Source organism: Flavobacterium sp. HJSW_4 (assembly GCF_042436695.1).
Lineage (GTDB): Bacteria > Bacteroidota > Bacteroidia > Flavobacteriales > Flavobacteriaceae > Flavobacterium.
Window position 1 is genome coordinate 21733 of sequence record NZ_JBHNPP010000019.1, and the last position, 14185, is coordinate 35917.

Consider the following 14185-nt stretch of genomic DNA (forward strand, 5'->3'; position numbering starts at 1 on the left):
ATTAATAATTAACGTATTCTGTAATTTCAAGTCCGTATCCAATCATACCAACTCGTTTTGTTTGTTCTGTATTCGAAACTAATCGGATTTTAGAAATATCTAAATCATGAAGAATTTGAGCTCCTATACCATAATCCTTGCTGTCAATAATAACTTTTGGAGCTTTTAAAGTTCCGGTAGCTTGTAATGATTTAAGTTCAGAAATTCTATTTAAAAGGTTAACAGCTGTCATGTCTTGATTAATGAAGATAACAGCACCTTTTCCGTTCTCATTAATCACTTTAAACATATCGTCTAATTGCTGTTCAGCATTATTGGTCAGCGTGCCTAATAAGTCATTATTTACTTGAGAAGAGTGGATTCTCGTTAAGATAGGCTCACCAAGATTCCAAGTTCCTTTAGTTAAAGCAATATGAATTTGTTTATTTGTAGTTTGCTCGTAAGCTCTTAATCTGAAAGTTCCAAAACGAGTTTCAATATCAAAATCTTCTTTTTTAACTATCAGACTGTCATGCTGCATTCTATAAGCAACTAAATCTTCGATAGAAACTAATTTTAAATCGAATTTTTTAGCCACTTTGATCAATTCTGGCAAACGCGACATTGTTCCGTCTTCATTTAAGATTTCGCAGATTACACCTGCAGGTTTAAATCCTGCTAAACGAGCAAAATCAATTGCAGCTTCAGTATGTCCAGTTCTTCTAAGAACACCGCCTTGCTTTGCAATTAAAGGGAAAATATGACCAGGACGAGCTAAATCGTGAGGTTTTGTATTTGGATCAACCAATGATTGAACTGTTTTAGATCTGTCAGCGGCAGAAATACCAGTGGTAACGCCGTGTCCTTTTAAATCAACAGAAACTGTAAAAGCAGTTTCCATATGATCTGTATTGTTAGTTACCATCGCGCGAAGATCAAGCTCCTTGCAACGGCTTTCTGTAAGTGGCGTACAGATTAATCCGCGCCCATGAGTAGCCATAAAGTTGATCATTTCTGGCGTTACTTTTTCGGCAGCAGCCAAAAAATCACCTTCATTTTCGCGATCTTCATCATCGACTACAATGATTACTTTACCTTGACGAATGTCTTCTATAGCTTCTTCAATGGTATTCAGTTGTATTTTTGTTGTTGACATAATTATTTTTGCTTTTGAGCAGGTAAGAACCGCTCAGAAATTTTCTGAAATAGTTGTGAAATCGGAGTTGTAATCGCATCAAAATTAATTAAACCATTGTCATTTGTGGCGCGATAAGTCAATAATATTGCAAGAGGAGAGAGGATAAAAGACGACATCCATGATCCTATAAAGGGACTCATGCCTCCTTCCTGTGAAACTCTTTTTCCGAATGTATTGATGAAATGGAAAGTGATAAAGATTAAAACTGCGAATACAATAGGAAGGCCAAGTCCTCCTTTTCTAATAATAGCACCAAGTGGAGCTCCAATAAAAAACATTAAGAAACAAGCAAAAGCGATAACGAATTTCTCGTATAAAGCATTATAATGTTTGTTGATTTCTCGCTGTTTGTCTTTTAAGTCCTTCTGAGTAGTTTCTATAGAATAGATGTTGCTAGTAATATTGCTTCCAGCCATTTTTAAAATATCTACTTTATCTTTGTTAGAATAAATAGATAATACATCATTAGGAAGCGGTTTTTTCTTGATGCTTTTTTGTGAATTGGCAAATCTTTTAATTCCAACTCGCTGATTTATGTTTTCAGAAAAAGAAACAATTTCGTTATCTAAATTTTTGCTCAATGAGTCTAGAGTGTAACGCAACTCATTAACATTCAGCATTGCATTTGTTCCAGCAATACTTTCTTTGCTGTCGTCTACTTTGTTAAGTTCAGATAAATCGATATTGATGATCTGTGTTTTAAATTTTCCTTTTATGAAAGGCATTTTTGCACGATCTTCATATTTTTTAGGCGTAACATCCTGATAGTAATAACCATCATTTAAAACTAGTTTTAAAATACTAGATTTCTCATTACTAATTAATTCTCCAGTTTTCGATTTAATAACGGTTTTGTTTTCACCCATACTATTCGACTTTTCGTGAATAGTAACGCCAGTTAGGTGATTACCGTTTTCGCCAGATTTTTTGTTTACTTTAATATTATAAGTACCAACATCGTTAAACTGTCCTTCGGCAATAGCCATTGCTGGCTTTGCTTGTGCGATGTTCTTTCTAAAGTTCACAAATTTATATTCAGCATACGGAATAACATTGTTTGCAAACCAAAACGCAACAATACTCAAAACGAAAATAAAAATAATCAGCACCCTCATTGCTCTTTGCAGTGAAATTCCTGAAGATTTCATCGCCGCGAACTCGTAATTTTCGGCAAGATTTCCGAAAGTCATAATTGATGCTAATAGTACCGACAGCGGTAAAACCAGCGGTATAATTCGTGGCATAGAAAAAAGCAGGAATTTCACGACCAATATTAAGTCGAGATCTTTACCTGCTAGTTCTGAAATAAATAGCCATACTGTTTGAAGTATGAATATGAAAAATAAGATTACAAATACCGTAGTAAATGTAAATAAGAATGTTTTTAATAAGTATTTGTCTAGTATTTTCAACCTTCTGATTAATCTAATTTATTGATGTAGTATTTCGGGTATTTACTCGCTACAAAGGTAAATTGATTTTTTGATAATGGTTGATTGGTTTTAAAAGAATTAACGGTTAAAGTTGTTTTTGTTCCGTTTTTTCCAGTTTCAATCAAATTATAAATGTGTTTTGTCTGAACGTCAATGCCTAACAAAATTTCTTTTCTTTGGTCTTTTCCGCTTGTAGGAACTAATTTGATGTATTGAATCTTTCTTCCTTTTACATTCTGAACAATGTCCATGTTGTATTTGTATCCAGAATTGAAGAAAGTAAGCATTTTAGAAGGAGTGATAGCATTATCATCTTTCTCGTTTACTTTAGAAATAGTAACTTCTTCGTCTTCAGGAACAATAGTGTATGTTTTTTGACCGTCGAAAATTTTAGTAACGCCCATGAAATTCAAAACATATTGATTTCCTTTCATAGTTACATTTCCTTTACTGTCCTGGTTGATGTTTTCTTTGGCATTATTCAAAGAATATTTAAAGTCGATAACAATATTGTCGTAGCTTTTTATTTTAGAAGTAACTTCGTTCAATAAATCTTTCGCTTTTTTATCCTGAGCCTGAATAGAAGTGAAGCTCAAAAGCAATATAACTGCCATTTGAAAACACTTTTTAGTCATGTTTGTGATAGAATTGTTGTTGATTTCTTGAATTTTTGCTTTCATGATTGGATTAATTTTGTTCATTATTAAAAAATTGATCAAGAGCATTTAAATCTAAGATGTTTACGCTGCGCGCTTTACTGCCTTCAAACGGACCAACAATTCCTGCTGCTTCCAGCTGATCGATCAAACGACCGGCTCTGTTGTATCCTAATTTTAATTTTCGTTGCAATAAAGAAGCAGAACCCTGTTGGGCATTGACAATTATCTCTGCCGCTTCTCTAAATAAAGTATCTCTTTCGGAAATATCTATATCAAGATTAATGCCACTTTCTTCTCCAACGAACTCTGGAAGCAAATAAGCTGTAGCATATGCTTTTTGTCCGCCGATAAAATCGGTAATTTTTTCGACTTCAGGCGTGTCAATGAAAGCACATTGAACACGAATTACATCGTTTCCATTGGTGTATAATAAATCTCCTCGTCCAATCAATTGATCTGCACCTTGAGTATCCAAAATTGTTCTTGAGTCAATTTTAGAAGTTACTCTAAAGGCAATTCTGGCAGGGAAATTGGCTTTAATTAAACCTGTAATTACGTTTACAGAAGGTCTTTGCGTTGCAATAATCAAGTGAATACCAATGGCACGTGCTAACTGAGCCAGACGAGCAATCGGAACTTCAACTTCTTTTCCTGCAGTCATAATTAAATCAGCAAACTCATCGACAACCAAAACAATATATGGTAAAAATCGGTGCCCTGCTTCTGGATTTAATTTTCTAGACTTAAATTTTTCGTTGTATTCTTTAATATTACGAACCATCGCATCTTTTAATAAAGAATAACGATTATCCATTTCCACACAAAGTGAGTTTAAAGTGTTGACAACTTTCGCATTATCTGTAATAATAGCATCCTCTGTGTCAGGGAGTTTGGCTAAATAATGTCTTTCAATTTTGTTGAAAAGCGTAAGCTCCACTTTTTTCGGGTCAACCAAAACAAATTTTACTTCTGCCGGATGTTTTTTATATAAAAGCGAAGTTAAAACCGCATTCAATCCAACAGATTTTCCTTGTCCAGTTGCACCCGCCATCAATAAGTGAGGCATTTTGGCTAAATCGACAACAAAAGTTTCGTTAGAAATAGTTTTTCCTAAAGCAATTGGTAATTCCATTTCAGCTTCTTGGAACTTCGCCGCTCCAATAACGCTTTTCATAGAAACCATAGTTGGGTTTTTGTTCGGAACCTCAATACCGATAGTACCTTTTCCTGGAATTGGCGCAATAATACGAATTCCTAATGCTGATAATGATAAAGCGATATCGTCTTCTAAACTCTTAATTTTAGAAATTCTAATTCCCGCTTCTGGCACAATTTCATATAAAGTAACCGATGGTCCAACGGTTGCTTTAATTTGTGCAATTTCAATTTTGTAGTTGCGAAGTGTGTCTACAATTCTATTTTTATTTTCTTCTAATTCTTCTTGGTTAATTGTAATTCCGCCAGTCGAATATTCTTTTAATAAATCGATGGTTGGGAATTTATAATTAGATAAATCTAAAGTTGGATCAAATAATCCGAAATCGGCAACTAGGCGAGAAGCTAAGTTTTCTTCGATAATGTCCTCTTCTTCCGATTTTTCTATTACAAATGCTTCCTCTGGCGTAGCTGTAATTTGTGTAGGCGGTTGAATTGGCTTTAAAGTCGGAGTTAACTCAATTTCTGAAGAATGAGAAATAGTCGGTTTTAAAGCTTCTTTATTGATTTCGAATTGAGAATCGACAGTTTTAAGATGAATATTATCCAATTCAGGATCATTTTCTTCATCTGCTTCTTCTTTAATAGAAAACTCTTCTAAATTATAAGCACTTTCAGGTTGCTGAACAGCAGGTTTTAAAGTCTCCAATTCTGATTTGAATTCTTTTTTAGTCGAATCAAAATACGACTGAATTTTTTCTGGAGATAATTTGATTTTGAAAATCAAGTATACAATTAAACCAAAAAGCAGTGTAAGCAAAGTGCCTGTTTTTCCGATATAATCTTGCAAGAATAAATTTAATTCATAACCAATTGTTCCTCCTAATTCTGGTGCAGAAGTAGCAAAGAAACCAAATAATACAGAAACGATAATAATGGCAAAAATATCCCAGAACCAAGTATTTTTTAGTTTTTGAGTCGAAAGTTCCAATGCTAAAAACATTCCGGTAAGGAAAAATAAACGTACGAAAATGAAAGAAGCAAGTCCGAAACCTCTGTAGATAATCAAATCGGCAAGATAAGCTCCGAATTTTCCAAGCCAATTCTCAGCCACTTCGGTACGATCTCCAAGTTGATTTACAACACTTTGATCATTTTGCCATTGTCCATTAACGTAAAAAGAAATAAATGCGACTAATAGTGCAATAGAAAAAAGAACCAAAAGACATCCTAGAACAAATTTTTGCTGTTTGGACATCTTAAATGATCTTTTATTTCCTTCTTGTTTGTCGTTTTTTTTATCTACAGTTTCTTTTTTATTTTTTGCCATTCTTGCGTTTTCCTTTGCCTAAATAAATTTTGGAATATAAATAATCAAGCCTATTGCTATTGCAGTCATTGCAGCAAAAAATACTGCCCCTGCAGCAATATCTTTAATAAAACCGATTCGTCTGCTGAAATCGGGATGAATAAAATCAGCAATTTTTTCAACTGCCGTATTTAATCCCTCAACAGCTAAAACTAAACCAATGGCTAAGGTTTGACATAGCCATTCGGTTTGTGAAATGTGAAAATAGAATCCAGCAATAGTCATGATAATTCCCAATGAGAATTGAACCATAACGCTGTGTTCTGTTTTTATTAATTTTACAGCTCCTTTAAAAGCATAAGTAACGCTTTTTAAACGACCTGTAACAAAAGTATTGTCTTTTTGAAACTCCATTTTAGAGGAAAATATTATAGTGCTGCTAAAGCTGCTTCGTAATTTGGTTCATTTGCAATTTCTGCAACTTGTTCTGTGTGAAGAACTTTTCCGTCTGCATCAACAACAATGATTGCTCTTGAGTGTAAACCTGCTAAAGGTCCGTCAACGATTTCTAATCCGTTTGCTTTACCAAAAGCCCCAGTTTGAAAATCTGATAAGTTTACTACATTTTCTAAACCTTCAGCACCACAAAAACGTTTTTGAGCGAAAGGTAAATCTCTAGAAATACATAAAACAGTTGTGTTTTCTAATTCGCTTGCACTTGCGTTGAAAGTTCTAACAGATGTTGCGCAAGTTCCTGTATCAACACTTGGGAAGATATTTAAGACTAATTTTTTTCCAGCGAAAGTGCTTAATGAAGCAACTGATAAATCGTTTTGAACTAATTTGAAGTCAGCTAATTGTGATCCAACTGCTGGCAATTCGCCTGATGTATGAACTGGATTTCCTCCTAATGTGATAGATGCCATGATTTTTGTTTAAAATTAATGAGGTTCAAAAGTAAGGATTAATATTTGAATCTAAAAGTATTTGTTAACGGTTTAAGGAGAGATTAAGGATGGTTTTAGGATGGCCACAAATTCACGAATTTGTAGTTTATTTTTAATAATAACTTTTGTTTTTGGAGAATATTGTTGAAGGTTCTTTTTGCGCAGATTTTATTTGAATTCTATCAAATTTTACTCTTTTTGTCAGGCTGAGCGGAGTCGAAGCCCGCGTAAGTAGCTCCGTTACTTGAATACAAAATCTTTGTCGATTTTCTTTGCGTGGTCTTCGACTCCGCTCAGCCTGACATTGCGTGAAGATTAAGGCACAGATTGGAAACTGCGACTGCGACTGGAAACTAAAAAAAGCGTCCCTAAAATATAGAAACGCTTTCTCAGTCATGTTTTTTGTTTTTTTCTTGAAAAAAGAGGCTCGATTATTTATCGATAGAACCTAAAACACGTTTCATGAACGTATTTAAAGCTTCTTTTTTATCAGTTCCTTGAGCTACTAATTTCTGAACTTCAAGGGCGCCGTACATATTTGAAATCAATTCGCCGATTACATCCAATTCTTCGTCTTTAAGAGAAGAAATTTCAGTCATCGCTTCTAGAACTTCGATCGTTTCAATGATGTAATCTTGATCGTTTTCTTCGATGAATTGTGTTAAATGTTTGATTACTGGTAATTTCATGTTGTGGAGTTTTAATTATGAATTACGCAATTGCGTTTACAAGATCGATTAAAACTTCTTGTTTGTTAGTTTGCGTTTCGCCAACTAGTTGTCCGTTTACGAAAGTAGCGAAAGTAGGCAAGTTGCTTACGTTTGCTAATTTTCTTGATTCTGGAGAATTTTCTGCATCAACCAAAACAAAAGTGATAGCTTCATTTTCTGTTGCTAATTTTTTGAATTTTGGTTTCATAATACGGCAATTTCCACACCATGAAGCTGAATATTGTACTACTACTTTTTCGTTTTTAGCAACTAAATCTGCTAACGTATCTTCGTTTAAGTCGATTAACATAATTTTATTTTTAAGACACTAAGTTGCCAAGGTTCTAAGATGCTAAGTTTGCCCTCGAACCGAATAACTTTGTGTGGATTTTTTTGATAGATTTTTTAAGTCGTTGAGATTCTAAGATCTAAGTGTAATCTTAGAATCTCTTGACTTTTATTGTAGAATTGTATCTAAGATTCAAAAGTTAAGTTGAAAAACTTAGCAACTTAGAACCTTAGTATCTTAGCAGCTTAATTAGCGCTTAAGTATTCAGCAGTACTGATTCTGTCAGCAGACATTGCTTCTTTACCAGCTTCCCAGTTTGCAGGACAAACTTCACCTTTAGTTTGGATGTGCGTGTAAGCGTCAACCATTCTTAAGTATTCGTTTACGTTACGTCCTAATGGCATATCGTTTACACTTTCGTGGAAGATTTTTCCAGTCTCGTCAATAAGGTAAGTAGCTCTGTAAGTTACGTTTGAACCTTCGATGATAACTGAATCAGTATCTTCGCTATAGCTTGTAGATTCGATATCCAAAATACCTAAAATGTTAGCTAAGTTACGGTTTGTATCAGCTAAGATTGGGTAAGTAACACCTTCGATTCCACCATTGTTTTTTGGAGTATTTAACCAAGCAAAGTGAACTTCGTTAGTATCGCAAGAAGCACCAATTACGATAGTATTTCTTTTTTCGAATTCTGGTAATGCAGCTTGAAAGGCGTGTAATTCAGTTGGACATACAAAAGTAAAATCTTTTGGGTACCAAAATAAAAGTACTTTTTTATTGTTGTTTACTGCTTCTTCAAAAATGTTGATTTTCAAATTGTCACCCATTTCTGAGATAGCATCTACTGCAATACTTGGGAATTTTTTTCCTACTAAAGACATAATATTCGTTTTACGTTAAAAATTTATTTCTGGTGCAAAAGTAGGGCATAAGTACAGGTACTTACAATAAGATGTGATTATAAAAATTTATAAGTTGATAAATTTTGACTATTCTAAATTGTAATTTATTGAATATCAATATTTACGGGTAAAACGCCATTGAAACTATTTTTTTCAAAAAATTGAATTCCTGCTGTTTTTTGAAATTCTTCAAAATCCTGATACGCCTGAATTAATCCAAAAGCCTTTTTCAGATTTGGAATTAGCGGTAAAACATATGGATTTCCGAAAACGTAAATAATACATTTTTTTGTTTGAAGAAGATTAGAAATTAGTTCAAAAACTTCATCGTTTACTTCAAAATTATTCAAAGGTTTTGCTTTCGGAACAAATAATGAAATGATGATCGTTTCGAAATTTTCTAATTCATTTTTAATTGATGAAATATCGGAAGCTTCTAAACTTTCGAAAGCAAATTCTGGTGAAGGTAATTTTGTATTTAAAGTTTTAAAGAATGTATTTTCAGTATTTTTATATAAACTGAGTTTGGCTAATTTGTTGTTTTTGTGAGCTTCTAAAGCTAAATCTGAAATTCCGTTATCGATGATTTTCGTAATTGCATTTTGAGCAATTTCAAAATTTAATTCAGATGTTTTTTCGAAATGTAATTCGCCCGAAACAGCTGTGTTTCCAGAAAGAATTCCTGCTTTTTCTTTGGCTTTCATTATTCTGTTGTAACTTTCAAATATGCGGTCTGGAGATGCATTTTTATAAATTGCTTCAATTCCTTCTGGAACATTTTCGGCGAAACATAAAACGTCGTTTCCAGCGTTGAAAGCTTCCCATTCTAATTGTCCTTTTGTTTCATATAATTTCGAAACACTGTGCATATTTAAAGCATCAGAAATTACTAAACCGTCGTAACCCAATTTATCGCGCAAAAGATCTTGAATAACCGCTTTTGATAAAGTTGCCGAAGTATCTTTTCCGTCATTTAAACTCGGAACGGCCAAATGTCCAATCATAATCGAATCGACATTGTTTTCGATTCCTTTTATGAATGGGTATAATTCGTTTTCTAATAATTCTTCTAAAGTTTCCTTTAAAACTGGTAATCCTAAATGCGAATCTACATTGGTATTTCCATGTCCTGGAAAATGTTTCAAACAGCCTAAAACGCCAACTTCCGACATTCCTTTTAAATATTCAATCGAAAAATCAGCTACTTTTTCTTTGTTTTCACCAAAAGAGCGATACCCAATTACAGGATTGTTCGGATTGTTATTGATGTCTGCCAAAGGCGATAAATTATACTGAATTCCAGCCGCTTTTAAATCTAAACCAATTTGTTTTCCAACTTCGTAAACTAAATCAGATTTATTTTCTGGTAAAGCGCCAAGCGTAATTGCATAAGGATATTGTGGTGTTTTTTCGATACGCATTGCCAAACCCCATTCTGCGTCAATACTAATTAAAAGTGGAGTAGAAGCTGCTTTTTGATAACGAGCAATTAATGCTTTAATTTTTTCGTAGCTGTCATCGTTGAAAACCACTTTCTTCTTGCTTTCGTAATTCGTTGCAGCGCTAGCACGACTATGAAAAAAAGTCAATCCGCCAATATTGTGTTCCCTAATAAGGCGTTCGGTTTCCTGAATATTTTCTTCAGTATCATTGATAAATACTGCTGGAAAGAAAAATTGTCCTATTTTTTGTCGTAATGCTTCGGCTGTGATTTTCATTATTATAAAGTCTTTTTCATGCAAACACTATTTTCCATTTCCTCGTAGGGCGGATAATTTGGAATGATAGTGTAATTTAATTTTTGATATAAGTTGATGGCTTCGGGCTGATTTTTTCCAGTTTCGAGAATCGTATAAGTATAACCGACTTCTTTTGCCCAGATTTCCAATTCGTTTAAAACCGCCGATGCAATTCCTTTTTTACGATGTTCCGGATGAACATACATTCGTTTAATTTCTGTTGTTCCTGGTTCTTTTTCGCGAAAAGCGCCACAACCAACAGGAATTCCATTTTCGTAATAAACAATCGTGTGTTTTATTTTATCGGTTTTATTAAACTGATTGTAAAACGCATGATCTTCGCCATCTCTAATCGCTAAATCTTGATCTAATAAAACAACCAGATTGATAAAATCGATATCGTCTGAATTTGTTCTTTTTAAAGTCATGATTTAAAAGGTTTTAATTAGTATCGTTGATTTTTTAACACATAGAAACATAGCTTTTAGTTCTTGAAAAAGGCGTTTCACTTTGTTTAAATAAACATAGCTATGTGTTGAGAAACGAGTTTCTCTTTTTTTATTCTTTTCACACATAAAAAAACTATGTTTCTATGTGTTAAAAAAGTTTTATTTCAACTTTGCTTTCTTTTGTTTGGCCAATTGTTTTTTGGTTTCAATTGCTTTTTCCAATCTGTTTTTGAAACGGAAAAGTTTTGGCAGTCCTTCTAAACGGTCTTCAATGGTGATAATTTCGTAAACCACAATTGCTTTTTCTAAAACGCGGATTTCATTGTCCAGATCGTTTTCGTTTTTGTAGATCGTTGCTAATCGATCGTAAGGATGATTTCCTTTAAAGCCTTCTGCAACATTTTCTTCATACAACTCAATCGCTTTTTCAAGGTTTCCATTTTTTTCGAACTCAGATCCTTTCAGATTGCGTTCGTTTTGCAAATTTTCATTGATTTCCATAGGTTAAAGTTTGATTTGGGGTTAAACTTCTTCTGATTTTTTCCCAAAATCTTTCGGGAAAATTAAAAAACGTGATAAAATAAGACCTGGAATTGTAGCTAAGAAAACCCAAATAAAGAAGTTTTGATAGCCTAAATATTTTTGTATAAATCCGCTTAACATTCCTGGAAGCATCATTCCTAATGCCATAAAACCAGTTGCCAGTGCATAATGTGCTGTTTTTGATTCTCCTTCGGCTACATGAATTAAATACATCATAAAGGCAGTAAAGCCAAAACCGTAACCGAATTGTTCCACAATTACAATGGCATAAATATAATAAATTGATGTAGGATGGAAGAAAGCCAATAATATAAATCCTAAAATTGGAAGGTGCATTGCTAAAAACATCGGAAACATCCATTTCGTCAATCCTTGTTTTGAGATGGCAATTCCACCTAAAATACCTCCGATCGTTAAGGCTGCAACACCGCAAGTTCCGTAAATGATTCCAACGGCTTCGGTATCTAATCCCATTCCGCCTAATTCTTTAGAATCTAATAAAAAAGGACTTAACATTTTAAGTAATTGAGATTCTCCTAATCTGAAAACCAAAATAAAAGTTAGAATCAAGCCGATTTGTTTTTTCTTGAAGAAACTAACGAAAATTGTTCCAAAACCCTGATGCTGAACAGTTTCTTTATTTGCAGCAGTATTGATTTCATTCTTCGGTGTGAAAATAAAATTATAAACCGTAATGAAAGTCATTAACAAACCAACACAAATCATGGTATAAGACCAAGCTTTGGTGTTGTCTCCAAATTTATGTTCTAAATAACCTGCAAAAAGCACAACTAAACCATTTCCTGCTAACATTGAAAGTCTGTAAAAAGTACTTCTAATACCAATAAAAAAAGATTGTTTGTCTTCTGGTAAAACCAATAAATAAAAGCCATCGCTAGCAATATCATTTGAAGCCGAAGCAAAAGCCGCAACCCAAAATATGGAAAGTGTCATGATAAAAAATCCATTTGTCGGAATCGTAAACCCGACCAGCAAAAAGGCAATTGAAATGATTAATTGCATTAATAAAAACCATTTTCTTTTGGTTCCGATTAATTCAATAAGCGGACTCCAAAGCGGTTTAATAACCCAAGGCAGATAAAGTAAACTGGTGTAGACACCAATATCTTCATTAGAAATTCCTAGATTTTTATACATAATTACAGAAACGGAGATAATTATAGCATAAGGCAATCCAGAAGCGAAGTTAAGAAGCGGAATCCAAAACCAAGGTTTATTATCTGTTTTCATTTGGTTGAGCTGGTATATAGTTTTTTAATGGCTTTTTTAAATCTATTGCAGTTGGAGAACTTTCGTTGGCATAATAATCAATAAAAGTTACTGCGCAGGCTTTGTAAAGATTAAGTTTTCCGGCCGCTATTGCGAAATTGATTTTTCCGTCAACTTCTTTAATCGTTACTTTTTCGATGATTTTTGTCGCGTCATTAATATCGATTTTAGAAATATGTTCGCCTCCATAAACCACCATATAACGGACTTTTGTATTTAGCGGACTTTTGAATGTAAAGTTGTATTTAATGCTGTCTTTATTGTATTCCAGTACTTTTGGAGTATCAATAATGACATGCTTTAAATTAGGAACTGCTGCAGGAAGCGCAGGATATTTATATTGATTTTCTTCTAAATGACGAACAACATCAAAGTTTTTGCCCATAAACCATTTTGAACTGAAATAAGCACTTCCAGAAACATTTTTGAAAGTTCTTAAATAATCAATTTGCGTTGGAATTTCAGTCATATAATTCCAGTTTTTATCTCCGTCAGCTCTAATTTTGTAAGTAGCGTGACCAATATAAATGGCTGTATTGTTCGAGTTTTCAGACCACCATTTTACCAATTTAGAATAAGAAGCTCTTGGATTATTCATGCTCCAATACAATTGAGGAAGAATATAATCGATCCATTTTTGATCCATCCATAAAACAGGATCTGCGTATAAATCGTCGTAATTTGAAGTCGACTGCGTTTCAGAACCTTTCGGATCTTGAGATTTATTTCGCCAAACCCCAAACGGACTGATTCCGAATTGAACCCACGGTTTGCTTTCTTTAATAGTATTTGAAATAGCATGTACAAAGTTGCTCACATTCGCACGTCGCCAATCTGCACGGCTTAAACCTGAGCCATATTTTTGGTATGAAGCATTGTCGTTAAATGTTTTTCCTGGAACAGCATAAGGATAAAAATAATCGTCAAAATGAATCGCGTCGATGTCATATTTGTCAACTACTTCTTTTACGACTTTAGTTAAATGCGCTTGAACTTCAGGAAGAGCGGGGTCATAATAGTATTTTCCGCCATATTCGATCATCCATTCTGGATGTTTAAAAAGATCGTGATTTGGACTTAAAAGATTTTTATTTAAATCGAAAGTTGCGCGATAAGGATTCAGCCAAGCATGAAATTCAAAACCTCTGTTATGAGCCTGTTCAATCATCCAAGCCAATGTATCGTAATACGGGTTTGGCGCTACACCTTCTTTTCCAGTCAAAAATCGAGACCAAGGCGCAAATTCTGAAGGATAAATGGCATCGCCAACGCTTCTAACTTGAACAATTACGGCATTGTAATTCAGTTTTTTATAAGCCTCTAAAATTTCAAGATAATCAGCTTTTTCTTTCTCCACATTATCCGTACTTGTTTTCGGCCAGTCAATGTTTACAACCGTAGCAATCCAGACACCTCTGAATTCGTTTTTAGGATGCATATTATTTTCTTGTGCATTAGAAATCGAAGTAATGAAAAATGAAAATAAAAGAAAGAATATTAAGCGCTGATTTTTATGCATTTCAATGTTTTTTAACAGGAATCAAAAATAGTTTGTTTTTGCCACGAATTACACTAATTGC

Annotated in this window: 14 protein-coding genes; all 14 read right to left on the reverse strand. The window is 33.7% G+C overall.

Annotated features, from left to right (window positions below):
• Nucleotide 1: 1 nt before the first annotated feature.
• The 14 genes from ribB to ACE01P_RS16975 all read right to left on the reverse strand — a co-directional run bounded on the left by ribB (nt 2) and on the right by ACE01P_RS16975 (nt 14124).
• Complete coding sequence (ribB, locus tag ACE01P_RS16910; protein WP_379700063.1) at nt 2-1135, reverse strand: 3,4-dihydroxy-2-butanone-4-phosphate synthase; 1134 nt, start codon at nt 1133-1135, stop codon at nt 2-4.
• Between the two features lie 2 nt (nt 1136-1137).
• Complete coding sequence (locus ACE01P_RS16915) at nt 1138-2589, reverse strand: LptF/LptG family permease (protein WP_379700064.1); 1452 nt, start codon at nt 2587-2589, stop codon at nt 1138-1140.
• Nucleotides 2590-2597: 8 nt separating this feature from the next.
• Nucleotides 2598-3290, reverse strand: coding sequence for an outer membrane lipoprotein carrier protein LolA (locus ACE01P_RS16920; protein WP_095931772.1), 693 nt, complete (start codon nt 3288-3290; stop codon nt 2598-2600).
• 7 nt (nt 3291-3297) lie between these two features.
• Nucleotides 3298-5754 carry a DNA translocase FtsK gene (locus tag ACE01P_RS16925; protein ID WP_379700065.1) on the reverse strand — a complete coding sequence of 819 codons (2457 nt, stop codon included), beginning with the start codon at nt 5752-5754 and terminating at the stop codon, nt 3298-3300.
• Nucleotides 5755-5772: 18 nt separating this feature from the next.
• The gene (locus tag ACE01P_RS16930) at nt 5773-6147 is read right to left on the reverse strand and encodes a diacylglycerol kinase (protein WP_379700066.1); all 375 of its coding nucleotides are present in this window, start codon (nt 6145-6147) and stop codon (nt 5773-5775) included.
• Between the two features lie 14 nt (nt 6148-6161).
• A complete protein-coding gene (gene tpx / locus ACE01P_RS16935) occupies nt 6162-6659 on the reverse strand; it encodes a thiol peroxidase (protein ID WP_379700067.1) in 498 nt (165 codons plus the stop codon).
• Nucleotides 6660-7111: 452 nt separating this feature from the next.
• Nucleotides 7112-7369, reverse strand: a complete 258-nt coding sequence (locus ACE01P_RS16940; protein ID WP_035684509.1) for a DUF6952 family protein — start codon at nt 7367-7369, stop codon at nt 7112-7114.
• A 22-nt stretch (nt 7370-7391) separates the two neighbouring features.
• On the reverse strand, nt 7392-7700 hold the full coding sequence (locus ACE01P_RS16945) for a co-chaperone YbbN (RefSeq protein WP_007805605.1): 309 nt from the start codon (nt 7698-7700) through the stop codon (nt 7392-7394).
• A gap of 224 nt (nt 7701-7924) precedes the next feature.
• Nucleotides 7925-8563 carry a peroxiredoxin gene (locus tag ACE01P_RS16950; RefSeq protein WP_012024184.1) on the reverse strand — a complete coding sequence of 213 codons (639 nt, stop codon included), beginning with the start codon at nt 8561-8563 and terminating at the stop codon, nt 7925-7927.
• Nucleotides 8564-8688: 125 nt separating this feature from the next.
• Entirely contained in the window at nt 8689-10302 is a 1614-nt protein-coding gene (locus ACE01P_RS16955; protein WP_379700068.1) for a glycoside hydrolase family 3 protein, read from the reverse strand.
• A gap of 2 nt (nt 10303-10304) precedes the next feature.
• Complete coding sequence (locus ACE01P_RS16960; protein WP_379700069.1) at nt 10305-10751, reverse strand: GNAT family N-acetyltransferase; 447 nt, start codon at nt 10749-10751, stop codon at nt 10305-10307.
• A gap of 180 nt (nt 10752-10931) precedes the next feature.
• Nucleotides 10932-11273 (reverse strand): hypothetical protein, encoded by a 342-nt coding sequence (locus ACE01P_RS16965; protein WP_091131146.1) that lies wholly within the window; start codon nt 11271-11273, stop codon nt 10932-10934.
• A gap of 21 nt (nt 11274-11294) precedes the next feature.
• Nucleotides 11295-12566, reverse strand: a complete 1272-nt coding sequence (locus tag ACE01P_RS16970; protein WP_379700070.1) for an MFS transporter — start codon at nt 12564-12566, stop codon at nt 11295-11297.
• The gene (locus tag ACE01P_RS16975; RefSeq protein ID WP_379700071.1) at nt 12553-14124 is read right to left on the reverse strand and encodes a glycoside hydrolase family 10 protein; all 1572 of its coding nucleotides are present in this window, start codon (nt 14122-14124) and stop codon (nt 12553-12555) included. Before ACE01P_RS16975 ends, ACE01P_RS16970 begins: the two co-directional genes overlap by 14 nt.
• Between the last annotated feature and the right edge of the window lie 61 nt (nt 14125-14185).